The sequence below is a fragment of the Streptomyces odontotermitis genome (genome assembly GCF_050510915.1).
In the GTDB taxonomy this organism is placed as follows: domain Bacteria; phylum Actinomycetota; class Actinomycetes; order Streptomycetales; family Streptomycetaceae; genus Streptomyces.
This window is the reverse complement of record NZ_JBNJLS010000003.1, coordinates 462,319-485,180: the sequence shown is the minus strand read 5'-3', so window position 1 is coordinate 485,180 and position 22,862 is coordinate 462,319. Positions and strand designations below refer to the sequence as shown.

20 protein-coding genes, 1 tRNA gene and 1 pseudogene are annotated in these 22,862 nt (G+C 71.4%); 14 read left to right on the top strand and 8 right to left on the bottom strand.

Annotation, left to right across the window (positions count from 1 at the left end; translation table 11 throughout):
* The first annotated feature begins 75 nt into the window (after positions 1 to 75).
* From ACQB60_RS12940 to ACQB60_RS12895, 10 genes are all read left to right on the top strand, one after another.
* The gene (locus ACQB60_RS12940; RefSeq protein ID WP_496926057.1) at positions 76 to 612 is read left to right on the top strand and encodes a YwqJ-related putative deaminase; all 537 of its coding nucleotides are present in this window, start codon (positions 76 to 78) and stop codon (positions 610 to 612) included.
* Between the two features lie 19 nt (positions 613 to 631).
* The gene (locus tag ACQB60_RS12935; protein ID WP_496926056.1) at positions 632 to 1,126 is read left to right on the top strand and encodes an SUKH-3 domain-containing protein; all 495 of its coding nucleotides are present in this window, start codon (positions 632 to 634) and stop codon (positions 1,124 to 1,126) included.
* Between the two features lie 99 nt (positions 1,127 to 1,225).
* A complete protein-coding gene (locus tag ACQB60_RS12930) occupies positions 1,226 to 2,590 on the top strand; it encodes a sensor histidine kinase (protein ID WP_496926055.1) in 1,365 nt (454 codons plus the stop codon).
* 137 nt (positions 2,591 to 2,727) lie between these two features.
* Positions 2,728 to 3,588 (top strand): hypothetical protein, encoded by an 861-nt coding sequence (locus ACQB60_RS12925; protein WP_496926054.1) that lies wholly within the window; start codon positions 2,728 to 2,730, stop codon positions 3,586 to 3,588.
* Between the two features lie 14 nt (positions 3,589 to 3,602).
* A tRNA-Gln gene (locus ACQB60_RS12920) sits at positions 3,603 to 3,678 on the top strand.
* Positions 3,679 to 3,815: 137 nt separating this feature from the next.
* The gene (gene glmU, locus ACQB60_RS12915; RefSeq protein WP_496926053.1) at positions 3,816 to 5,276 is read left to right on the top strand and encodes a bifunctional UDP-N-acetylglucosamine diphosphorylase/glucosamine-1-phosphate N-acetyltransferase GlmU; all 1,461 of its coding nucleotides are present in this window, start codon (positions 3,816 to 3,818) and stop codon (positions 5,274 to 5,276) included.
* 115 nt (positions 5,277 to 5,391) lie between these two features.
* Positions 5,392 to 6,369 (top strand): ribose-phosphate diphosphokinase, encoded by a 978-nt coding sequence (locus ACQB60_RS12910; protein ID WP_384840074.1) that lies wholly within the window; start codon positions 5,392 to 5,394, stop codon positions 6,367 to 6,369.
* Between the two features lie 188 nt (positions 6,370 to 6,557).
* On the top strand, positions 6,558 to 7,154 hold the full coding sequence (locus ACQB60_RS12905) for a 50S ribosomal protein L25/general stress protein Ctc (RefSeq protein ID WP_496926052.1): 597 nt from the start codon (positions 6,558 to 6,560) through the stop codon (positions 7,152 to 7,154).
* Positions 7,155 to 7,245: 91 nt separating this feature from the next.
* The gene (pth, locus tag ACQB60_RS12900) at positions 7,246 to 7,839 is read left to right on the top strand and encodes an aminoacyl-tRNA hydrolase (protein ID WP_496926051.1); all 594 of its coding nucleotides are present in this window, start codon (positions 7,246 to 7,248) and stop codon (positions 7,837 to 7,839) included.
* 64 nt (positions 7,840 to 7,903) lie between these two features.
* On the top strand, positions 7,904 to 8,377 hold the full coding sequence (locus tag ACQB60_RS12895) for a hypothetical protein (RefSeq protein ID WP_496926050.1): 474 nt from the start codon (positions 7,904 to 7,906) through the stop codon (positions 8,375 to 8,377).
* Here ACQB60_RS12895 and ACQB60_RS12890 read toward each other — a convergent pair whose 3' ends face one another.
* Together ACQB60_RS12890 and ppc are read right to left on the bottom strand one after the other, a co-directional pair.
* On the bottom strand, positions 8,378 to 11,284 hold the full coding sequence (locus tag ACQB60_RS12890; RefSeq protein WP_496926049.1) for a hypothetical protein: 2,907 nt from the start codon (positions 11,282 to 11,284) through the stop codon (positions 8,378 to 8,380). It lies immediately after the preceding gene.
* A 174-nt stretch (positions 11,285 to 11,458) separates the two neighbouring features.
* Positions 11,459 to 14,203, bottom strand: a complete 2,745-nt coding sequence (gene ppc, locus ACQB60_RS12885) for a phosphoenolpyruvate carboxylase (RefSeq protein WP_496926048.1) — start codon at positions 14,201 to 14,203, stop codon at positions 11,459 to 11,461.
* A gap of 257 nt (positions 14,204 to 14,460) precedes the next feature.
* On the opposite strand from ppc, the gene ACQB60_RS12880 reads away from it, so the two are divergent.
* A complete protein-coding gene (locus ACQB60_RS12880; RefSeq protein ID WP_496926047.1) occupies positions 14,461 to 15,456 on the top strand; it encodes an acyl-CoA desaturase in 996 nt (331 codons plus the stop codon).
* Positions 15,453 to 16,145: a TetR/AcrR family transcriptional regulator gene (locus ACQB60_RS12875; protein WP_384840056.1), complete on the top strand. Its 693-nt coding sequence runs from the start codon at positions 15,453 to 15,455 to the stop codon at positions 16,143 to 16,145. Before ACQB60_RS12880 ends, ACQB60_RS12875 begins: the two co-directional genes overlap by 4 nt.
* Before the next feature lie 37 nt (positions 16,146 to 16,182).
* Here the strand turns inward: ACQB60_RS12875 and ACQB60_RS12870 are convergent, their stop codons facing one another.
* Together ACQB60_RS12870 and ACQB60_RS12865 are read right to left on the bottom strand one after the other, a co-directional pair.
* Positions 16,183 to 16,563: a VOC family protein gene (locus ACQB60_RS12870; protein WP_496926046.1), complete on the bottom strand. Its 381-nt coding sequence runs from the start codon at positions 16,561 to 16,563 to the stop codon at positions 16,183 to 16,185.
* A 4-nt stretch (positions 16,564 to 16,567) separates the two neighbouring features.
* Entirely contained in the window at positions 16,568 to 17,392 is an 825-nt protein-coding gene (locus ACQB60_RS12865) for a trans-aconitate 2-methyltransferase (RefSeq protein WP_496926045.1), read from the bottom strand.
* 152 nt (positions 17,393 to 17,544) lie between these two features.
* Here ACQB60_RS12865 and tamR point away from each other — a divergent pair, with 152 nt between their 5' ends.
* On the top strand, positions 17,545 to 18,042 hold the full coding sequence (tamR, locus tag ACQB60_RS12860; protein WP_496926044.1) for a MarR family transcriptional regulator TamR: 498 nt from the start codon (positions 17,545 to 17,547) through the stop codon (positions 18,040 to 18,042).
* Here the strand turns inward: tamR and ACQB60_RS12855 are convergent.
* The gene (locus tag ACQB60_RS12855) at positions 18,001 to 18,777 is read right to left on the bottom strand and encodes a LuxR C-terminal-related transcriptional regulator (RefSeq protein WP_384840046.1); all 777 of its coding nucleotides are present in this window, start codon (positions 18,775 to 18,777) and stop codon (positions 18,001 to 18,003) included. The two genes, tamR and ACQB60_RS12855, sit on opposite strands and share 42 nt — an antisense overlap.
* 270 nt (positions 18,778 to 19,047) lie before the next feature.
* On the opposite strand from ACQB60_RS12855, the gene ACQB60_RS12850 reads away from it, so the two are divergent.
* Positions 19,048 to 19,506, top strand: coding sequence for a GNAT family N-acetyltransferase (locus ACQB60_RS12850; protein ID WP_496926043.1), 459 nt, complete (start codon positions 19,048 to 19,050; stop codon positions 19,504 to 19,506).
* 143 nt (positions 19,507 to 19,649) lie between these two features.
* On the opposite strand, the gene galK is transcribed toward ACQB60_RS12850, so the two are convergent.
* The 3 genes and pseudogenes from galK to galT all read right to left on the bottom strand — a co-directional run bounded on the left by galK (position 19,650) and on the right by galT (position 22,842).
* Positions 19,650 to 20,795 carry a galactokinase gene (gene galK / locus ACQB60_RS12845; protein ID WP_496926177.1) on the bottom strand — a complete coding sequence of 382 codons (1,146 nt, stop codon included), beginning with the start codon at positions 20,793 to 20,795 and terminating at the stop codon, positions 19,650 to 19,652.
* A gap of 36 nt (positions 20,796 to 20,831) precedes the next feature.
* Positions 20,832 to 21,787 (bottom strand): annotated as a pseudogene (galE, locus tag ACQB60_RS12840) (UDP-glucose 4-epimerase GalE).
* Positions 21,784 to 22,842, bottom strand: a complete 1,059-nt coding sequence (galT, locus tag ACQB60_RS12835; RefSeq protein ID WP_496926042.1) for a galactose-1-phosphate uridylyltransferase — start codon at positions 22,840 to 22,842, stop codon at positions 21,784 to 21,786. Before galT ends, galE begins: the two are co-directional and overlap by 4 nt.
* Positions 22,843 to 22,862: the final 20 nt, after the last annotated feature.

Genomic DNA, 22,862 nt, shown 5'->3' with positions numbered 1-22,862 from the left:
GGCAATCTGTGCAAGCGCTACGGGGAGGTGGCGCACCAGCGGCCACCGCCGCGGCACGGGAGGGGAAGCACCACCATGCAGACGGCACCAACCGGCATGGCCGACGACAGCACCAGCACCATGGGCGCGGGCGACCCCCGCGTCGGCTGGAGCAGCGTCGCCGCGCACACACCCGTGCTCGCCCACCGCCGCGACGGCATATTGCCGACCGTCGCCGCCGCGCTCTCGGTCCGCGGCGAGACCCTCACCTGCACCGCGGCCCGGGGCGAGGAGCCGCCGCCGCTGCACCCGCTCGTCCAGGACTTCCTCGACACCCTCACCAGCGGCCAGCGCGAGCGCTTCACCGGCCGCTGCGCCGAGGCCATCCTCGTCTCCCGGCACCTGACGGCGGCCGACGCGAACCGCTCCAAGCGCGCCGCCCGCAAGCCGATGACCAACGGCGAGGCCCGCAAGGCCCTCAAGCACGCCAAGCTCACCACCCGCCGCATCCGCGAGGACGGGGACCCGCTGCACGGCTCCTTCGCCCGCCCCTGCCGCTCCTGCACCGCGCTGACGGCGCACTTCGGCGTGCGGGTCGTGGAACCCTCCGTCGAGCCGCCGAACGACAACTGACCACGGAACACGAGGGCCCATGCACGCCGACGCAGCCTCCACCACCCGCTTCCCCGTCCCCGTCGACGCCGCCCTGCGCGCCGCGGGCTGGCGGCCGGGCCGCTGGGACATAAAGCAGGCCGAGATCTGGGCCGACGTCCTGCGCCGCCACACCTCGCCCGCCGGGCACCAGCACGCCGTCTTCCCCGCCGCCGTCGAAGCCTGGGCCGAGTTCGGCGGGCTGCACATCGCCCCCCAGGGCCCGGGCCGCGAGATCGCCCCGGCCGCCGTGCACCTCGACCCGATGTACGGGCTCCACCTCGCGCGCACCCTCGGCGACCTGGGCCGGGCGCTCGGCCGCGCGGTCTGCCCCATAGGCGAGGAGACCCAGACCCAGGCGCTGCTCGCCGTCGACACCGAGGGCCGGGTCTACAGCCTCGACCACAGCGGCGACTGGTACCTGGGCGCCCACATCGACGAGGCCCTCGCGACCCTCGTCACGGGCGCCCGCCCGGACCGGCTGCGGGTGGGCTGACATGCCGAAGCCGCCCCCGCGACCACCCCTGACGCCGCCCCCGGCCCCCGCCCGAAAACTCCCGGGAACGGGCGGCCCGACGCCCGTACGCTGGAAGACATGACCACGACGGGGGACAGTCGCACCACGGCCATGACCGGGCCGTGGTGGTGGGAGCGACGCCGCAGCGCGGTCCTGGACATCGTCCTTGCGGTCCTGTCGGCCCTGGAGTGCGGCGCCGAGGGGATCCCCTTCGCACGGGACGCCGGGGTGCCGGTGGCGGCCGGGGTCGTCTTCGGCGCACTCGCCGGCTCCGTACTGCTGCTGCGCCGGCGCTTCCCGATCGCCGTGGTCCTCGTCTCGATCGCGGTGACGCCCGCCCGCATGGGCGTGCTCCTCACCGTCGTCGGCCTCTACTCGCTGGCCGCCGCCGAGCTGCCGCGCCGCATCATCGGCTCCCTCGCGGGCATGTCGATGCTCGGCACCCTCATCATCGCCTTCGTCCGCGCCGACCAGGACATGTCACGCGGCGAACTGCAGGTCGGCGACTGGTTCGTACCGTTCGCCGCGATCACCACCGCACTCGGCGTCACGGCCCCGCCCCTCCTCCTCGGCCTGTACGTGGGCGCGCGCCGCCGCCTCATGGAGAGCCTGCGGGAACGCGCGGACAGCCTGGAGCGCGAGCTCCAGCTGCTCGCCGAACGCGCCGAGGAGCGCGCCGAGTGGGCGCGCAACGAGGAGCGGACCCGCATCGCCCGCGAGATGCACGACGTGGTGGCGCACCGGGTGAGCCTCATGGTCGTGCACGCGGCGGCGCTCCAGGCGGTGGCCCGCAAAGACCCCGAGAAGGCCGTGAAGAACGCCGCCCTGGTCGGCGACATGGGCCGCCAGGCCCTCACCGAGCTGCGCGAGATGCTCGGCGTCCTGCGCACCAACGAGAACACCGTGACGGCCCCCGGTGCACGCGACAGCACAGCCCCAGCCGCAGCCCCCGTCCCCCTCGCCTCGGTGGCCGCGGCAGCCGCAGCGGCGGCGGCCCGCGCCGACGAGTCGTCCGAAGGCCCGTGCCTGGCCGAACTGGACGAACTGGTCGGCCAGTCCAGGGCGGCGGGCATGGCCGTGGACCTGTCGATCGAGGGCGAGCCCACGGGCCCCGGCTACCCGCCGGAGGTCGAGCAGACCGCCTACCGCGTCGTGCAGGAAGCCCTCACCAACGTCCACAAGCACGCAGCGGGCGCGAAGACCTACGTACGCCTGGCCCACCGCCTCTCCGAGATAGCGATGCAGGTGGAGAACGAACCACCTCCCGAGCCCGTCCCCGGCTCCCCCGAGGCCCGCCTCCCCAGCGGCGGCAACGGCCTCCTCGGCATGCAGGAACGTGTCCGCGCCCTGGGCGGCGTCTTCGTCTCGGGGCCGACGGAGGCGGGCGGATTCAGGGTCTCGGCAGTGCTGCCGGCCTCCCGGCGAGGGGCTGCCGAGGTCTGACGGGCCGGGCCCCGCGCTCGAACTGTTCGGGACAGAAGCCGCGAAATTTCAGGCTCGACGAGATGCCGCTCACTCGAACTGCTGGACCCCACCCGGATCCCTGGCCGGTGCCCCGCACACCCGGCGAAGGTCGCCCCATGACGGAGATCACAGGCAAGTACGCCGACTTCGAGGGACTGCGGGAGCGGGCGGTGGCGCTGCGGCGCGAGGGGCTGAGCCTTCGGCAGATCCGCGACGAGTTGAAGGTCTACAACAACGACATCCTGAACCGGCTGGTGCAGGGCGAGCCGCCGCCGGAGTGGACCAAGCGACCGAACGCGAAGGACGACCTGCGGGACCGGGCGAGACAGCTGCGCCTTGCGGGCCGGACCTATGACCAGATCCAGGTGGAGCTGGGATGCTCCAAGAGTTCAATCTCGCTGTGGGTGCGGGATCTGCCAAGACCGGAGCCTCGGTACACACCTGAGGAACAGCGCGCGCTGATGCAGGAAGGGCTCGCGAGGCTGCGCGGCGCCCAGGACGAGGAACGCAAGAAGACGAAGCGTGCAGCCCACAGGGAGATCGGCGAGCTGAGCGATCGTGAGCTGTTCGTCGCAGGAGTCGCGCTCTACTGGGCAGAAGGACAGAAGAGCAAGCCGTACGCCCGCCGCGAATCAGTCCTGTTCGTCAACAGCGACCCCAGGGTGATCTCCGTCTATCTCGCCTGGCTCGACCTGCTCGGGGTCGCGCCGGAACGGCTGCAGTACAGGGTGATGATCCATGAGTCCGCCGACGTCACCGCCGCCGAGCGCTACTGGGCCGACCTGGTGCGCGTCGATGCCTCCGTCTTCCAACGGACAACGCTCAAGAAGCACAACCCGAAGACTGTCCGGAAGAACACTGGCGATGACTACCGGGGCTGCCTTGTCATCAGAGTCCGACAAGGTGCCGATTTGTACTGCCGCATTGAAGGGTGGTGGAACGGAATCGCCGCCGACTCCGAGGCTCGTCTCAGGTAAGGTCTGAGGCGCTGTCCCCCGTGGTGTAACTGGCAGCACACTAGTTTTTGGTACTAGCAGGACAAGGTTCGAATCCTTGCGGGGGAGCCACAGCGCACAGCCCCTAGGTTCGGGTCCTGACCCCAAGGTCAGGACCCTTCCTCATTTCCGCCCCCAAACGCCCCGGTATCCTGCGGATGTCCTCTCCATGAGGAAACCCCACCCCTCCGAAGCCGAAGGGCACCCCCGTGAGCGCCAACAGCCCGACCGCCGTCGTCGTCCTCGCAGCGGGTGAGGGCACCCGTATGAAGTCGGCACTGCCCAAGGTCCTGCACGAGATCTGCGGACGTTCGCTGGTCGGACACGTGCTCGCGGCCAGTGGAGAGCTCGACCCCGAGCAGATCGTCGCCGTCGTCGGCCACAAGCACGAGGAAGTCGAGGCCCACCTCGCCACGTTCGCGCCCGACGTGCGCACCGCGCTCCAGCCCACCCAGAACGGCACGGGCCACGCCGTCCGCATGGGCCTGGAGGAGCTGGCGGGCGGGACCGGGAGCCCGGTCAGCGGCACCGTCATCGTCGTCTGCGGCGACACCCCGCTGCTCACCGGCGAGACCCTGCGTGCCCTCAACGACACCCACACCACCGACGGCAACGCCGTGACCGTGCTCACCGCCGAGGTCCCGGACGCGACGGGCTACGGCCGCATCGTGCGCGACGGCGTCTCCGGTGCCGTGACCGCGATCGTCGAGCACAAGGACGCCAGCGAGTCGCAGCGCGCCATCCGTGAGATCAACTCCGGGGTGTTCGCCTTCGACGGGCAGTTGCTGACGGACGCGCTCGGCAAGGTGCGCACCGACAACAGCCAGGGTGAGGAGTACCTCACCGACGTGCTCGGGATCCTGCGCGAGGCGGGGCACCGGGTGGGGGCCTCCGTCGCCGCCGACCACCGCGAGATCGCGGGCATCAACAACCGTGTCCAACTGGCCGAGGCCCGGCGGACGTTGAACGACCGCCTGCTGGAGCGCGCCATGCTCGCGGGCGTCACCGTCGTCGACCCGGCCACCACCTGGGTCGACGCGGCCGTCACCTTCGAGCAGGACGCGATCGTGCAGCCGGGCACCCAGCTGCAGGGCGCCACCCACATCGGGGAGGGGGCTGAAGTCGGGCCCAACACGCGACTGAAGGACACCGTCGTGCACGCGGGCGCCCGCGTGGACAACACCGTCGCGGACGGCGCCGAGGTCGGGGAGCAGGCGAGCGTCGGCCCGTTCGCGTATCTGCGGCCGGGTACCCGGCTCGGGACGAAGGCCAAGGCCGGGACGTACGTGGAGATGAAGAACGCCTCGATCGGCGAGGGCACGAAGGTGCCGCACCTCAGCTACGTCGGGGACGCGACCATCGGCGAGTACAGCAACATCGGTGCGGCGAGCGTCTTCGTGAACTACGACGGCGAGGCCAAACACCACACGACGGTGGGTTCCCACTGCAAGACCGGATCAGACAACATGTTTGTGGCTCCTGTCACGGTCGGGGACGGCGCGTACACCGCCGCGGGCTCCGTGATCACGAAGGACGTGCCGCCCGGCTCACTGGCCGTGGCCCGGGGCCAGCAGCGGAATATCGACGGTTGGGTGGCCCGGAAGCGTCCGGGGAGCGCGGCGGCGAAGGCGGCCGAGGCGGCCTCCCGGAAGCCGGCCGGCGAAGCCTGACCGGAAACAGGTGCGTCGGCGACGGCGTACCGTGATAGGTGCACACATCGGCCGACTCGACGCACCGGGACGCGTCAGTACGGCAGCGGGACGAACTCTCTGAGGAGACAGTGCTGTGACCGGGATCAAGACGACCGGCGAGAAGAAGTTGATGCTCTTCTCCGGCCGCGCCCACCCCGAGTTGGCCGAGGAGGTCGCACACAAGCTGGGTGTCGGCATCGTGCCGACGAAGGCTTTCGATTTCGCCAACGGTGAGATCTACGTCCGCTACCAGGAGTCCGCGCGCGGCGCCGACTGCTTCCTGATCCAGAGCCACACCGCTCCGATCAACAAGTGGATCATGGAGCAGCTCATCATGATCGACGCGCTGAAGCGCGCGTCGGCCCGCTCCATCACGGTGATCGTGCCGTTCTACGGCTACGCCCGCCAGGACAAGAAGCACAAGGGCCGCGAGCCGATCTCGGCCCGCCTGATCGCCGACCTGATGAAGACCGCGGGCGCGGACCGCATCCTCACGGTCGACCTGCACACCGACCAGATCCAGGGCTTCTTCGACGGCCCGGTCGACCACCTCTTCGCCCTGCCGATCCTCGCGGACTACGTGGGCGCGAAGGTCGACCGCGACAAGCTGACCGTGGTCTCGCCGGACGCCGGCCGCGTGCGCGTCGCCGACCGCTGGTGCGACCGCCTGGGCGCCCCCCTCGCGATCGTGCACAAGCGCCGCGACAAGGACGTCGCCAACCAGGTCACCGTGCACGAGGTCGTCGGTGACGTGAAGGGCCGCGTCTGCGTCCTGGTCGACGACATGATCGACACCGGTGGCACGATCTGCGCCGCCGCCGACGCCCTGTTCGCGCACGGCGCCGAGGACGTCATCGTGACGGCCACGCACGGCGTGCTCTCCGGCCCCGCCGCGGACCGCCTGAAGAACTCGAAGGTCAGCGAGTTCGTCTTCACGGACACCCTGCCGACGCCGGGCGAGCTGGAGCTCGACAAGATCACGGTGCTCTCGATCGCGCCGACGATCGCGAACGCGGTGCGCGAGGTCTTCGAGGACGGTTCGGTGACGAGCCTCTTCGACGAGCAGGCGTGAGCCCGTAACTTCTGAAGATCGATTTCTGAAGCGGCCTCCCCGCCGGGTAGACTCACTGAGTTGCTCGGCGAGGGAGGCCGCTTTCATTTCCGTACGGGAATGAGTGGCTGTCCGTAATCGACGCGCTCTTCGTAGCAGGCCGTTCGTGGCCGGGTGACCAATCCCTACCTATCTACGAGGAGTGCACCATGGCTGAGATCAAGCTCGCCGCCGAGACCCGCACCGAGTTCGGCAAGGGCGCCGCCCGCCGCATCCGCCGCGAGAACAAGGTCCCCGCGGTCGTCTACGGCCACGGCAACGAGCCGGCCCACATCACCCTTCCCGGCCACGAGCTGAACCTGGCCCTGCGCCAGTCCAACGTGCTGCTCGCCATCGACGTCGACGGCAAGCCCGAGCTCGTGATCCCGAAGGCCGTCCAGCGCGACGCCATCAAGGGCTTCCTCGAGCACGTCGACCTGCTCCTCGTGAAGCGCGGCGAGAAGGTCAACGTCGAGGTCCCGATCCACACCGACGGTGAGCTGGCCCCGGGCGGCAACCTCCTCGAGCACGTCCTGAACGCCCTGCCGGTCGAGGCCGAGGCCACCCACATCCCCGAGTCGGTCACCGTCTCGGTCGCGGGCCTGGACGCCGGTGCGTCGGTCCTCGCCAAGGACATCACCCTGCCGTCGGGCGTCTCGCTCGCCGTCGAGGAGGACGCCGTCGTCCTGCAGGTCCTGGCCGCGCAGGCCGAGGAGTCCGCTGACGAGGCCGCCGAGGGCGAGGGCGACGAGGCCGCCGAGGCCTGAGCCTCTCGCGTCTGAACCTGTGGACGGGGTGGTGGGCTGTGCCCACCACCCCGTCTCGCTGGCCGACCCGCTGCTGACCGAAGGAACGCGCATGTCCGACGACACCGCCCCCTGGCTGATCGCCGGGCTCGGCAATCCCGGTCCCGAGTACGCGATGAACCGGCACAACGTCGGCTTCATGGTGGCCGATCTGCTCGCGCGGCGGATGGGTGCCAAGTTCAAGCGGGCGACGAAGGGCCAGGCCCAGGTGGTGGAGGGCCGCATCGGTCCGCCCGGACCCGCGAGCCGCCGGGTGATCCTGGCCAAGCCGATGTCGTACATGAACGTCTCCGGCGCCCCCGTGACGGCCCTGTGCGACTTCTACAAGGTGCCCACGGACCACATCGTGGCCGTCCACGACGAGCTCGACATCGACTACGGCGTGCTCCGCCTCAAGCTCGGCGGCGGCGACAACGGCCACAACGGCCTGAAGTCCCTCACCAAGTCGCTCGGCTCGGACTACCACCGGGTGCGCTTCGGGATCGGCCGCCCGCCGGGCCGGATGCAGGTCGCGGACTTCGTCCTCAAGGACTTCTCCTCGACGGAGCGCAAGGAGCTCGACTACTTCGTGGACCGCGCCGCCGACGCGGTGGAGGCGCTCGTGACCGAGGGCCTGGAGCGCGCACAGAGCACATACAACTCGTAACGCGGCGTGGCCGTTTGAGGCCCGCTGTTGACGGAGCGCAGCCGCATCCCCAAGGATCGCGGCCATGTCTGACCGACGGCTCCTCTCCCACGGCCGCCGCGCCGCGATGGGTGCCCTCGCGGCGCTGCTGATCGTCGCGGGTGTCTGGGCGTCCTGGGACACGGCCCGGCACGTGGTGCGCGCGCAGGACGCGGACCGGGGCACGATGACGGTGACGCGCTGCGGCTCCGACGCGTGCGAGGGCTCGTACGTGGCGTCGTCCGGCACCTCCCGCCGCACGGTCAGGGTCGTGATCGACCGCTCCATCACGGAGAAGAAGGGTGCCCGCATCCCGGTGGCCCGCACGTCAGGCACGTCCCGTGACGTCGTACGAGCGGACGGCGCGGGCTTCCTGAGCGCGTGGATCCCTTTGGGCGGCGCGCTGTTGCTGGCCGCGATCGTGGTGGCGGGCGGCCTCCGCGCGACGCGCACGGCGTGGGGCATGGCACTGGCGGGCGGGGCGCTGCTGAGCGCGGCCTTCGTCTCGCTCTCGTTCTGATCAGGAGTGGCGGCCACCACGTCGTCGGCCTCGGGTCACCGACAGGAACGTGCCGCCCGCGGCGAGCAGCAGCGCGCCCAGCGCGGTGCCGAGGGGGAACAGGGAGGACCCGGTGTCCGGGAGCACCGGCCGTTCGCTGCGTGAGGGCGAGGGTGTGGGCTCGGGCGTGGTCGGCTCAGGGGTGGTCGGCTCGGGTGTGGGCTCAGGGGTGGTCGGGTCCGGCGTGGGCTCAGGGGTGGTCGGGTCCGGTGTGGGCTCTGGGGTGGGTGTGGGGGTGGGTGGCTCCGTGGAGCCGGGCTCGACCTCGGCGACCACCCAGGGCGCCTCCGTGGCGAGCAACGGCCTGAGCGTGCCGTCCGGCTCCCGCCGGTCACCGGCGATGGCGATCTTGTTCCAGGTGCGTTCGCCGCCGCCGAACGGCGTCCCGTCCGCGGCCTTCTCGGGCACGCGCATCCGCCAGCGCAGCGTGTAGCGCTCGCCCGCGGTGAACACATGGCCGTCGAAGTCGAAGCGCACGGAGCGGATGCGGCTCCAGTCGGTCACGGCCGACGCGGGCTTGAAGCTGGGGTCCGGCTTCCCGTCGCAGTGGAACGGGGCGCTGTCGTCGGGGGTGTTGTCCATCTCGGGGCGGCACGGGTCGGCCTTCTCCGAGTAGGTGATGGTCACCGGTGCGGTGCCCGCGTCGATGGGGCCGGTGAGGACGGGGCGCCACTGGCTGGTCGCGTGGTCGCCGTAGCGGCCGCTGGTGACGCCGTGGGTGCCGGGCTCGGGCAGCAGGTCGTAGGCGACGACGTTGGTGAGGTCGGTGTTGCCCATGTTGCCGAGGACCGTGCGGTATTCGACGGTGCCGCCCGCGGTCGACTTCCCGACCTCGTCCTCCTTGCCCGGCACCTCGGCCGAGCCGCGGAAGTCGCCGTCCTTGTCGCCCTTGACCTCCTTGGTGACGAACAGCGAGGCGGACTGGGCGATGGCGAAGTCGTCGGTGGCCTCGGCGACGTTCTCTCCCGTGTCGCCGTCGCCGTCGATGTCGTGGGTGTCGGTCTGCCGGGTGTTGACGGGGCGCTGCGCGTCGTAGAGCCCGGCGCGGTTGCCCGCGTAGTCGGCGTCGGAGGGCGTGCCGCCGTAAGTGCCGCTCGCCACACCGGGTTTGACGGTGGTGCGGAACTCGTAGACGCAGGCCGAGTCGTTCGCCGGGATCTCGGCGCCGCGCTCGGCGGTCAGCTCGACGCGGGTGCGGCCGTCGGGGCCCGCCGTGACGGTCTCGGTGAAGCGGTCGGTGGCCGGGCAGGAGGCGGGCTGCCCGGCCGCGAGCGTCCAGGAGCCGGTCTCGTACGAGAGTTGACGGGGGATCAGGTCGACGAAGCGGGGGCGCAGCGGCGAGGAGCCGGTGCGGTAGCGGTCGTTGCGCATCGTCACCCGCCAGGTGTGGGTACCGCCGGGGCCGACGGGCGCGGGGTCGGTGCTCTTGGTGAGTTCGGGCTGGGCGACCTCGGGCTCGATGCGGAAGGTGGCGCAGTCCTCCTCCTCGGCGGTGCCCGCGCTGCCGGTGAGTTCGAGGCGGGCGCAGTTGCGCACGTCGCCGCTGCCGCCGGGGACCTCGGTGGCGTCGGCGCGGCCGGTGATCTGGACGACGAGGTTGGCACCGGCGGCGAGGCCGGGGACGTCGACGCGTACGGACACGGGGTCGGTACCGAGGCTGACCTGCTGGTCGGTGGGCGTGAGTGTCTCGGTGCTGCCGTCGCGGCGCGTCACCACGACCGACCAGCTGCCCGTGTAGGTGCCGCCGGAGGGGGTGGACAGGCGCAGGGTCTGCCCGTCGAAGCCCGCGGGCAGGGCATCGGTGAGGCGGGCGTCGGCGGCCACGGTGCCGGTGTTGCCGAACCGCAGGACGTAGGAGAGGCGCTGGCCGCCGCCAGCGAGGGGGGTGTCGACCGATTTGTCGAGGGTGCCGGAGACTTCGCCGCTGCCGGTGCCGACGGTCGTCTCGGCGGTGGCGTCCTTGGTGATCTTCCCGGTGTCGGGGCCGTAGGGGTCGCCGGTGATGGAGGCGGTGTCGGTGAGCACGGTCCCGTCGGCGACGTCGTCGCGGACCTTCACCCTGATCTCGTGGACGACTCCGTACGGATACTCCTTGACCTGCGCCAACTGGTCGCCGGGGCGGCCGGGTTCGGTGTCCACGGGCCAGCTGATGGTGCGGGTCGCCGGGTCGTAGGTGTAGCCGGCGGGGGTGGCGTCGACGAGGTCCACGCCGTCGGGGAGCACGTCGGTCAGGACGGTGTTCTCCAGGGCGAGGCTGCCGCGCGGCCGGTTGGAGTCGCGGGGGTCGTTGGTGGCGGTGACCTTGTAGGCGACGGTGTCGCCGGGCCGGGCCGCCTTGGGGCCTTCCTTGGTGATGGCCGGGTTGGGCTCGGCGGTGACCGTGACCGAGGCGTCGTCGGTGCTGGGGGTGCCGTCGCCGTTGGCTGCGGTGGCGGACATGGTGGCGGTCTGTGCGCCGGGCGGCGTCCAGTAGTCCTGGGTGGGCCAGCTGACGGTGAGCTGCGAGCTCTGCCCGCTGGGGATCTTGTCGTAGGTGACGGTGACGCTGCCGTCGGCGTTGGGGGTGACGGCGGTGACTCCGGGCGGGTAGGGCTGTGAGACGTGGCCGGGGCCCGAGGCGCCGGGCGGCGGTGTGAACGTGACGGTCACCGACTGGCAGTCGCCCGGGATCGAGCACTGGATGCTCGCGTTGTACGTCACGTGGTCGCCGGCGGGCACGGGGCTGGTCGCCGGGTCCAGACGGACGCTCATCCGGGCGTCCGCGTGGGCGGTCCCGTACGGCACGAGGACGAGCGCCGCGAGGAGCGCGAGCAGGACGGCGAGCACCGGGGTGAGGGTGCGGCGGGACCGTTCGGGTACGGGGGTCACACAGTGCTCCTGAACGCCTGAGGAGGTCTTCAGAGTCGGTTCACTGTGCGCGATCAGAACGCCCGGAGCCGTACGCGACAAGTCAGTATGAAGGGCGTTTCACCTGATCAGGCGCCGATCGGCAGACGCCGGGGCCCCGCACCCCAGCGGGGTGCGGGGCCCGGGTGGCGGGGGTCAGCCGGTGTTGCGCAGGCCCGCGGCCACTCCGTTGACGGTGAGCAGCAGCGCCCGGGCCAGCAGCGGGTCGGCCTCCTCGCCCGCCGCGACCGCGTCCCGCTGCCGCTTCAGCAGGGCGACCTGAAGGTAGGAGATCGGGTCCAGGTAGGCGTCGCGGATCGCGAAGGTCTGCTGCAACACCGGGTTGGAACCGAGCAGTTCGGATCCGCCCGTGATCCGCAGCACCTCCGCCACCGTCAGCGCGTGCTCCTCCTCGATCGTCGCGAAGACATGCCGCAGCTCGTCCGGCACCAGCGTCTCCACGTAGTGGCGCGCGATCCGCAGGTCGGTCTTGGCGAGCGTCATCTCCACGTTCGAGAGGAAGTTGCGGAAGAAGTGCCAGTGCTCGTGCATCTCGTCGAGCACCGTGTCCAGGCCGGCCTCCCGCAGCGCCTTCAGGCCGGAGCCGACACCGAACCAGCCGGGCACGATCTGCCGCGACTGGGTCCAGCCGAAGACCCACGGGATGGCGCGCAGTCCGTCGAGCGAGACGCCCGAGCCGGGGCGGCGGGAGGGCCGGGAGCCCAGGTGCAGGTCGGCGAGCTGGTCGACCGGCGTGGACGCGAGGAAGTACGTCGGCAGGTCCGGGTCCTCGACCAGCTTGCGGTACGCGGAGTGCGCGGCGTCCGACACGACGTCCATGGCGGCGTCCCAGCGGGCGAGCGCCTCGTCGGACTGGCGCGGGGACGTGTGCAGCGCGGATGCCTGGAGTGTGGCGGCGACGGTGAGTTCGAGGTTCTCGCGGGCCAGGGACGGCACGAGGTACTTGTCGGAGATGACCTCGCCCTGCTCGGTCACCTTGATCTCGCCCTCGAGGGTGCCCCAGGGCTGGGCGAGGATCGCGTCGTGGGAGGGGCCGCCGCCGCGGCCGACGGTGCCGCCGCGGCCGTGGAAGAGGCGCAGCCGTACGCCGTAGCGGTGCGCGACGTCACGCAGCCTGCGCTGCGCCCGGTGGATCTCCCACTGCGACGTCGTGATGCCGCCGAACTTGGAGGAGTCCGAGTACCCGAGCATGACCTCCTGCACGTCCCCGCGCAGGGCGACGAGCCGGCGGTACGAGGGGTCGGCGAGCATCTCGTCGAGGATCACGTCGGCGGCGCGCAGCTCGTCCGTGGTCTCCAGGAGCGGCACGATGCCGATCTTCGCCCAGCCGGCGTGCAGGTCGATGAGGCCCGCCTCGCGCGCGAGCACGGCGGCCGCGAAGACGTCGTCGGCGCCCTGGCACATGGAGATGATGTACGACTCGACGACCTCGGGGCCGAAGACCGTGAGGGCCTTCTTGACGGTCTCGAAGACGCCGAGGGTCTTCTCGCCCGCGGCGTCCAGCGGGGCCGGGGACGGGGCGAGCGGGCGGCGGGAGCGGAGCTCCTTGGCGAGCAGCTTCTGCCGGTACTCGCGGGGCATGTCCGCGTACCGCCAGGACTCCTCGCCGAGCCGGTCGAAGAGCTGGCCGAGCGCGTGGTGGTGGGCGTCGGCGTGCTCGCGGACGTCCATGGTGGCGAGCTGGAGGCCGAAGGCGGCGAGGGTGCGGATGGTGCGGTTCATCCGGCCGTCGGCGAAGAGGGCGCCCTTGTGCGCGCGCAGCGACGTCTGGATGAGCGTGAGGTCGTGCAGCAGCTCGGCGGTGCCGAGGTAGTCGCGGCCGGGCTCGTGCGTGGTGCCCTTGGCGAGGCGCTCCTTGGTGTTCTCCAGCTTCTGCCGGATGCAGGTGGCCTTGAGGCGGTAGGGCTCCTCGGCGTTGAGGCGCTTGTAGCGGGGGCTGATCTCGGGCAGCCGCTCCACGTCGCTCTGCAGGGAGGTGAGGAGCTCCTCGGTCGCGCCGGTGTAGCGGATCGAGTTGGAGAGGAAGCCGCGCAGGTCGTCGACGAGTTCGAGGGCGTCGTTGATGCCGTGCTCGTGCTGGAGGATCAGGACGTCCCAGGTGACCTGCGGGGTCACGTTCGGGTTGCCGTCGCGGTCGCCGCCGATCCAGGTGCCGAAGGTCAGCGGGCGGGTGTCGTCCGGGAGTTGGACGCCGACGCGCGCCAGCTCGGCGGTGAGGTCCTCCAGGACGTCGCCGACGGCGCCGGCGTGCAGCTCGTCCAGGTAGTAGATGGCGTTGCGGGCCTCGTCGGCGGGCTCGGGGCGGACCACGCGGAGCTCGTCGGTCTGCCACACCAGGTCGATGTTCTCGGCGAGGCGGGTGTCGTGGCGGCGCCGGTCGGACTCGATGACCGGGGTCTCCAGGAGCTCGGCGACGCGGCGGAGCTTGTTCAGGACGGAGCGGCGGGCGGCCTCGGTGGGGTGCGCGGTGAAGACGGGGCGCACGTTGAGGTGCTCGACGGTCTGGCGCAGGTGCTCCGGGTCGGCGTCCTTGAGCCGGTCCGCGGTGCGGGCGAGCAGACCGCCCTCGGCGGCGCGCTTGGCTCGCAGCTCGCGGCCGCGGTGCACCTGCTCGGTGACGTTGGCGAGGTGGAAGTAGGTGGAGAAGGCGCGCACCAGCTTGGCGGCGGTCTCCAGTTCGGTGCCGCCGAGCAGCTTGGCGGCGGCCTCGCCGTCCTCGCGGGTCAGCCGGCGGACCTTCTCGACCAGTTCGAGGAGCTCGGGGCCCTCCTGGCGTACGAGGGTCTCGCCGAGCAGATCGCCGAGGCGGCGGATGTCGGCGCGCAGCTCGGTGCTGGCGTTTCCGTTGGCCTGGCGGCCCTGGTCGTCTGCACTGCTCACAGGTGCGGCTCCTTGCAGTGTTCGTAAGGCACTGGGAGGGGACCCGGGTGAGGATCCGGGGTCCGGGGGAGATACCGAGCGGACCGCGCTGTCCGACCGAGTCCAAGGATAGGTGTCCGGATGAAGCACAGGATTCACGGCCTCTTGCCGCCGGGCCACGCACTGACATACTTACGACGCCGTAAGTTACGGACCCGTAGGCGGGCCCATCCGGTCACCTACATCTGCCACTACCCTCGACCCCGTAGGGGATGCCCATGACGATGAGCCCCGATGTGATCGCGGACGGCGCCGCCGCCCCGGCACCGGACACGACCGGGACCTCGCTTCCCTCCGCCACCCTCGGCGGCGAGCAGAAGCGCTCCCTGGAGCAGATCACGCTGCTGCTGTTCATCACGGTCCCATTCCTCGCCCTGGTCGCGGCGGTGCCGCTGGCCTGGGGCTGGGGGGTGAGCTGGCTCGACCTGGGCCTGCTCGTCTTCATGTACTTCCTCGGCTGCCACGGCATCACGATCGGCTTCCACCGCTACTTCACGCACGGCTCGTTCAAGGCGAAGCGCCCGCTGCGGATCGCGCTGGCGGTCGCGGGTTCGATGGCCGTGGAGGGGCCCCTCGTCCGCTGGGTCGCCGACCACCGCAAGCACCACAAGTTCTCGGACGCGGAGGGCGACCCGCACTCCCCGTGGCGGTTCGGCGAGACCGTCCCTGCCCTGATGAAGGGCCTGTGGTGGGCGCACATCGGCTGGATGTTCGATGAGGAGCAGACGCCGCAGGAGAAGTACGCACCGGACCTGATCAAGGACCCGGCGATCCGCGCCATCTCCCGCCAGTTCATCGTCTGGACCGTGGTGTCCCTGGCGATCCCGCCGCTGGTCGGCGGCCTGGTGACGATGTCCTGGTGGGGCGCCTTCACGGCCTTCTTCTGGGGATCGCTCGTCCGGGTGGCGCTGCTCCACCACGTCACGTGGTCGATCAACTCGATCTGTCACGCGGTCGGCAAGCGCCCCTTCAAGTCCCGGGACCGCTCGGGCAATGTGTGGTGGCTGGCCGTCCTGTCGTGCGGCGAGTCCTGGCACAACCTCCACCACGCGGACCCGACGTCGGCGCGGCACGGCGTGATGCGCGGCCAGATCGACTCGTCGGCCCGGATCATCCGCTGGTGCGAGCAGCTGGGCTGGGCCCATGACGTGCGCTGGCCGTCGCAGTCGCGGATCGACTCCCGCCGCAAGGCCGAGACCGCCGACGCGGCATGATGGAGGGTGTGGCGACCGACTCCAGCACGAGCTCTTCGAACAGCACCTCCGGCAAGGACAGCAAGCGGCGCCCCCGCCGTACCCGGATGACGGGCGCCGAGCGCCGCTCCCAGCTCCTGGACATCGGCCGCACCCTGTTCGCCGCCAAGGGCTTCGAGGGCACGTCGGTGGAGGAGATCGCGGCGAAGGCCGGGGTCTCCAAGCCGGTGGTGTACGAGCACTTCGGCGGCAAGGAGGGCCTGTACGCGGTCGTCGTGGACCGGGAGATGCGCCAGCTCCTGGACATGGTCACGGGCGCGCTCACGGCCGGTCATCCGCGTGAGCTCCTGGAGCAGGCGGCCTTCGCCCTCCTCGACTACATCGAGTCGTACACGGACGGCTTCCGCATCCTGGTCCGCGACAGCCCGGTGGCGCAGTCCACGGGCACCTTCGCGTCCCTGATCTCCGACATCGCCACGCAGGTCGAGGACATCCTCGGCCAGGAGTTCAAGACCCGCGGCTTCGACCAGAAGCTCGCGCCGCTGTACGCGCAGGCCCTGGTCGGCATGGTCGCCCTGACCGGCCAGTGGTGGCTGGACGCCCGCAAGCCGAAGAAGGCGGAGGTGGCCGCGCACCTGGTGAACCTGGCGTGGCACGGCCTGGACGGCCTGGAGCCGAAGCCCCGCCTGATAGGCCACCGCAAGAGCTGAGGCCACCGCCTCACGATCTCGGCCTCGCCCCCGGGTCTCACACCCCGGGGGCGACGTGTTCCAGGAACTCGATGCGGTTGCCGACGGGGTCGTGGGAGTAGAAGCGGCGGTGCCCGGGGAGGTTCTCGTCCCAGGTGACGCTCGCGCCCCTGTCCACGAGCCGCCGCGCGTACGCCTCGATGTCCCGCACCCGCAGCCCCGGGTGGGCCTTCCGGGCGGGCCGGAAGTCCTCCTCGATGCCCAGGTGCAGCTGGACTCCCCCGTCGGGCCCGGCCCGGAACCAGCAGCCCCCGCGGGCGGCGAGCACCGGCGGCTTGGGCAGCTCGGTCATGCCGAGCACTTCTCCGTAGTACGTGCGCAGGGCGGGTTCGCTGCCGGGCGGGGCGGCGAGCTGGACGTGGTCGACGGTCACGAGCATCTGGTCAGTTCTCCTTCCGGGCCACCGCGAAGACCCTGCGGAAAGGAAACACCGTGCCGTGCCCGGTCGCCGGGTACGCCTCGCGCAGCAGCGCGCGGTACGCGTCGAGGAACTCCATACGGGCCTCGGGGTCGCCCTCCAGTGCGGTGAGGACCGGCCGCAGGCCCGTCCCCTTGACCCAGTCCAGGACCGGGTCCGGGTCGGGGCCCTGGAGCAGGTGCAGGTAGGTGGTCTCCCAGACGTCGGCGGTGCAGCCGAGGGCCGCGAGCCGCTCCAGGTAGTCGGCGGGGGTGAGGACCGCGTCCGCGTGCCGCAGCACCCCGCCGAGCGGCTCCCGCCACCGCGCGGACTCGCTGAGCTCCCGCATCAGTACGTGGCTGGGGGCGTCGAAGTTGCCGGGCACCTGGAAGGCGAAGGTGCCGCCGGGGGCGAGGCGGTCCACCCAGGCGGCGAAGGAGTTCACGTGGCCGGGCACCCACTGCAGCGTCGCGTTCGAGACGATCACGTCGTACGTCTCCTCGGGCACCCAGCGCCCCACGTCCGCGTGCGCGAAGTCGAGGCGGCCGCCGCCGGGGGTTGGCCCGGTGCGGGCCTCGGCGCGGGCGAGCATCTCCGGGGAGTTGTCGTAGCCGGTGATGTGCGCGGTGGGCCAGCGCTCGGCGAGCAGGGCGGTGACGTTGCCGGGGCCGCAGCCGAGGTCGGCGATGCGGGGGGCGGCGGCCGGGGGTTCGGGGATGCGGGCCAGGAGCTCGCCGAAGGGGCGGGCGCGGTGGTCGGCGTGGCGCAGGTACTGGCCGGGGTCCCAGGTGGGGGCGGTGGCAGCGGGCATGGCGGGGCTCCTCAACATCACGGCGACGGGGTGTCGTGACTCCAGATGTCTCCGGACATCTCGTGGATGTCTCCTGGATGTCTCCACCCTCACACCCCAAGTATCTTGACGTCAAGAGACTTGAGGTCGACAGACCCCCTACACTGATCGCCATGGAGGACGAGGTCGACCGTCTGGTCGCTGCATGGCGCCGCGAGCGCCCCGACCTCGACGTGGAGCCACTCGAGGTGCTGAGCCGCGTCAGCAGGCTGGCGCGCCATCTGGACCGGGCCCGCCGGCTCGCCTTCTCCGAGCATCAGCTGGAGCCCTGGGAGTTCGACGTCCTGACGTCGCTGCGGCGCGCGGGCGCCCCCTATCAGCTCTCCCCCGGCCAGCTCCTGACCCAGACCCTGGTCACGTCCGGCACGATGACGAACCGCATCGACCGGCTCGCGAAGAAGGGCCTCGTCGAGCGGCTGCCCGACCCGAGCGACCGCCGCGGCGTCCTGGTCCGCCTCACGGACGAGGGCCGGGACCGCGCGGACCAGGCGCTTGCGGGCCTGCTCGACCAGGAGCGGGCGATCCTCGCGGAGCTGTCCCGCGCCCAGCGGGGTGAACTGGCAGGGCTGCTACGCCAGTTGACCGCCCCGTTCGACAACATCCCCGGCTAGGTCGACGGGCCCGACACCGGCACGCCGGGCGAGCGCCACGGCGGCGAGCGTGGAGTGGACGCCCAGCTTCCCCAGCACGTTCTGCATGTGTGTGCGGACGGTGTGGGGCGACAGGAAGAGCCGCTCGGCGACGGCCTTGCGCCCTAACCCCGCCACCATGCACCGCAGCACCTCCCGCTCGCGCGGGGTGAGCGACTCGACGAGGCGCTCGCTCTCGGTGCGGTGCTTGCGGGCCGCGGTCAACTCCCGCAGCACGCCCGTGAGCAGGGCGGGCGGCAGATGCGTCTCGTCCCGCAGGACACCGCGGATCACGGTGAGGAGCCGCGAGAGGGAGCAGTCCTTGGCGACCCAGCCGGAGGCCCCGGCCTGCAGCGCGAGGGCGGCACGGCGCGGATCGTCCTTCTCGGCGAGCACCACGGTACGCACGCTCGGCTGGCCCGAACGCACGCCCGCGACAAGGGAGATGCCGTCCACGAGCCCGTCCGCGTTGCCCTCCTGGACGGAGACGGCGGCCCGGCCGCTCTGCAGCGCACTGGCCGTGCTGCCCAGGTCGGCGTCGACCAGGAGCACGTCGTAGCGGCGGCCCTCGCTGATGGCACGTTCCAGGCAGCGCAGCGCGGCGGGGCCGCTGCCCGCCGCGGACACGTCGACGTCGGGCTCGGCCGCGAGTGCGGCGGCCAGCGACTCGGCGAAGATGCGATGGTCGTCGACGACCAGAACTCGGATACGAACCACGGAAACCCCCTTCCCCAGCTCCTGAACGGAGCGGGGGGACACCCCATCGTCGATGGCCGGGGTACGAACTGCGCAGGTACGGCGCCCGGAACGAGGATCGCCACAGCCACACGGCCGCCGCCGTGCACCGCTTGCCACCCCCACGCCGGGCGTCGTACCCGACTGTCTCGCCCCCTGATCCATGCCGGCCCCCACCGGCACTGCCCTTCAGAGTAGAGCCGGACGCCAGGAGCGGAAGGTGATTTGCAGAACTGATTGCCCGGCGCGTTTATGGTGAGCCGTATGTTTCGTATGGAGACAGGAGTCGACAAAGAGCGGCTTGCCCTTCTTCGGTCCCGGCTGCGCGAGACGAACGTGGCGGCGTCCGCTGCGCTCCGTGCGCTGCGCGGGACGCCGCACGACGACGAAGTCCCGCTGGGTCTCTGGGCGTTGACGGAGGAGGGGGAGCTGGCCGGTGGCCTTGCGGCGCACACGTGGGCGCGGTGGCTGCACGTGGACTTTCTGTGGGTGGACGAGCGGGTGCGGGGGGCGGGGCTGGGCTCTCGCCTCCTCGGGGAGGCGGAGCGGGTCGCGCGGGTGGAGCGGGGGTGCCTCAACTCCCGTGTGGAGACGTGGGACTTCCAGGCGCCCGGCTTCTATCGGGGGCAGGGGTATGAGCTGGTGTGCGTGATCCCTGACTATCCGGAGGGCGTGAAGGAGTTCACGCTGACGAAGCGCTTGCTGGGGTAGCGGTTTCCCTTTCCCCGATCCCGCTCGGGCACGTCACGCAGCCCGTCCGGCGTTCGAGGACGAGCCCTTCAGGCGATACAGGGTGCCCCAGGGCCGACGGAGTCGGCGGATTCGGGAAGGGGCGGGGTGGGGGAAAGGAACCGTCACCGCAGACGGCGCGCACCCGGCGACGCCACCGCAGGGAAGACGCGCGGCGCCGTGAACCCCGCCTCGGCGAACGCCTCGACCACCGACTTGGCGACAGCCTCCGCATCCCCCTCCTCCACCAGCACCACCGCGGACCCCCCGAACCCGCCCCCCGTCATCCGAGCCCCCAGCGCCCCCGCGCCCTTCGCACTCGAAACGACGAGGTCCAACTCCGGGCAGGAGATCCGCAGATCGTCGCGGAGCGAGGCGTGCCCCTCCGTCAGGACGGGCCCGATCCCGCGCACGTCACCCGCGTCGAGCAGCGCCATCACCCGGGCCACCCGCTGGTCGTCCGAGACGACGTGGCGGACGTAGCGACGTACCCGCTCGTCGCTCAACCGGTCCAGCGCAGAGGAGAGTTCGGCGTAGTCGACGTCCCGCAGATGGGAGACCCCGAGCTGCCGTGCCCCTGTCTCGCACCCCTCCCGCCGCTCCGCGTACGCCCCGTCTCCCAGCGCGTGCTTCACCCGGGTGTCCACCACCAGGAGCCGCAGCCCCTGCGCCGCCAGGTCGAACGGGACCTGACGTATCGACAGGTCGCGGCAGTCCAGGTGCAGTACGTGGCCGTCCTCGCAGCAGGCCGAAGCCGTCTGGTCCATCACGCCGCAGGGGACGCCCACGAAAGCGTTCTCGGCGCGCTGGGCGAGCAGGGCCAACTCGGGGCGGGAGAGGCCGAGTTCGTACAGGTCGTTGAGGGCGAGCGCCGTCACCACCTCCAGCGCCGCCGACGACGAGAGGCCCGCGCCCGTCGGGACCGTCGAGGACAGGTGGACGTCCGCGCCGCCGTCCACCGCGTGGCCCGCGTCCCGCAGTGCCCACACCACGCCCGCCGGGTACGCCGCCCAGCCGCCGCCCGCGAGCGGGGTCAGGGAGTCCACCGCGAGCTCGGCCACCGGCTCGTCGATGTCCGCCGAGTGGAGGCGCAGCACGCCGTCCGTACGGCGGGCCACCGCCGCCACCGCCGTGTGGGGCAGGGCGAGGGGCATCACGAAGCCCTCGTTGAAGTCGGTGTACTCACCGATGAGGTTGACGCGGCCGGGTGCCGCCCACACGCCCTCGGGCGCGTACCCGTACAGGTCCTTGAACTCCCCAGCCACGGCCACGTCCACCGGTCACATCCCCTTCACTGAGTCACTGAGTCACTGAGTCCGCTGAGCGAACGCCCACGCGTCCGCGACGATGCCCGCGAGGTCCGCGCGGGACGGGTTCCAGCCGAGCCGCGTGCGCGCGGTGTCCGCGGACGCGACCAGGACCGCCGGGTCGCCGCCGCGGCGCCCCGCGGTCACCTCGGGGATCGGGTGGCCGGTGACCGTGCGGACGGTCTCGATGACCTCCCGTACGGAGAAGCCGTTGCCGTTGCCGAGGTTGCAGATCAGGTGTTCGCCGGAGCGGGCGGCCGTGACGGCGAGGAGGTGGGCCTCGGCCAGGTCCGCGACGTGGATGTAGTCGCGGATGCAGGTGCCGTCCGGCGTCGGGTAGTCGTCGCCGAAGACCGAGATCGCCTCGCGCCTGCCCTGGGCGACCTGGAGGACCAGCGGGATCAGGTGCGACTCGGGGTCGTGGCGCTCGCCGCACTCCCCGTACGCGCCCGCCACGTTGAAGTAGCGCAGCGAGACCGCGGCCAGGCCGTGGGCGGCCGCCTCACCGGTGATCATGTGGTCGACGGCGAGCTTCGAGGCGCCGTAGGGGGACGTGGGGGCGGTCGGGTCGGTCTCGGTGATGGGGGTGTTCACCGGCTCGCCGTAGGTCGCGGCCGTGGACGAGAAGACGAGGGTGCGGACCTCCGCGTCGCGCATCGCCGCGAGCAGCGCCATCGTGCCGCCGACGTTGTTGTCCCAGTACTTCTCGGGCTTGATCACGGACTCGCCGACCTGCGAGAACGCGGCGAAGTGCAGCACCGCGTCGTATGAGGAGTCCAGCCACTTGGCGGCATCCCGGATGTCGCCCTCGATGAACTCCGCGCCCGCCGGGACGCCCTCGCGGAACCCGGTCGAGAGGTTGTCGAGGACGGTCACCCGGTGGCCTCCAGGAGATGCTGGGCGACCACGCTGCCGACATAGCCCGCACCACCCGTGACCAGGTACTTCCCGCTCATGAACTCGCTACCTCTCGCAGTCGCTGGGCCGCGGCTTCCGGCGGCACGTCGTTGATGAACACACTCATGCCGGATTCGGAACCCGCGAGGAACTTCAGCTTGCCCGAAGTGCGGCGGATCGTGAAAAGTTCGAGGTGGAGTGCGAAGTCGTCCCGGTTGACGCCCGCGCCGAGGTCGCTGGTGAAGGGCGCCTGGTGCCAGGCGGCGATGTACGGCACCGCGGGCTCCCCCTCTCCGAAGATCCGGTCGAAGCGCCGCAACAGTTCCAGATAGAGCTGGGGGAACTCCGTGCGCGCCGCCTCGTCGAGGGCGAGCAGGTCCGGCACCCGGCGCTTGGGGTAGAGGTGCACCTCGTAGGGCCAGTGCGCCGCGTACGGCACGAAGGCCACCCAGTGCTCGCCCTCCAGGACGACCCGCTCCCCCGCGCGCTCGCGGGCCACGACGTCGTCGAAGAGGTTGGCGCCGCCGGTCCTCTCCTTGTGGGCGGCGAGCGAGCGCAGCATGAGGGCCGTGCGCGGGGTGGTGAAGGGGTAGCCGTAGATCTGGCCGTGCGGGTGGCCGAGGGTCACGCCGATCTCGGCGCCGCGGTTCTCGAAGCAGAACACCTGCTCCACGGACGGGAGATGGGACAGCTCGGCGGTGCGGTCCGTCCAGGCGTCGAGGACCAGGCGGGCCTGTTCCTCGGTGAGGTCCGCGAAGGACGCGTCGTGGTCGGAGGTGAAGCAGACGACCTCGCAGCGGCCGCTGTCGCCCGCGAGCGAGGGGAAGCGGTTCTCGAAGACCACGACGTCGTACGAGGAGTCGGGGATCTCGCTCATGCGCCCCCCGGCCGACGGGCAGAGGGGGCACTCGTCGGCCGGGGGGTGGTAGGTGCGGCCCTGGCGGTGCGAGGCGATGGCCACCGCGTCGCCGAGGAGGGCGTCCTCGCGGATCTGGGATGCCGTGGAGATGGGATCGAGGGGGCGCCGGTCGACCGCCGCGCGCACCGAGTCGTCGCGCGCGTCGTAGTAGATGAGCTCACGACCGTCGGCGAGACGGGTCGAGGTCTTCTTCACGTTCAGGGCTCCTCACCAAC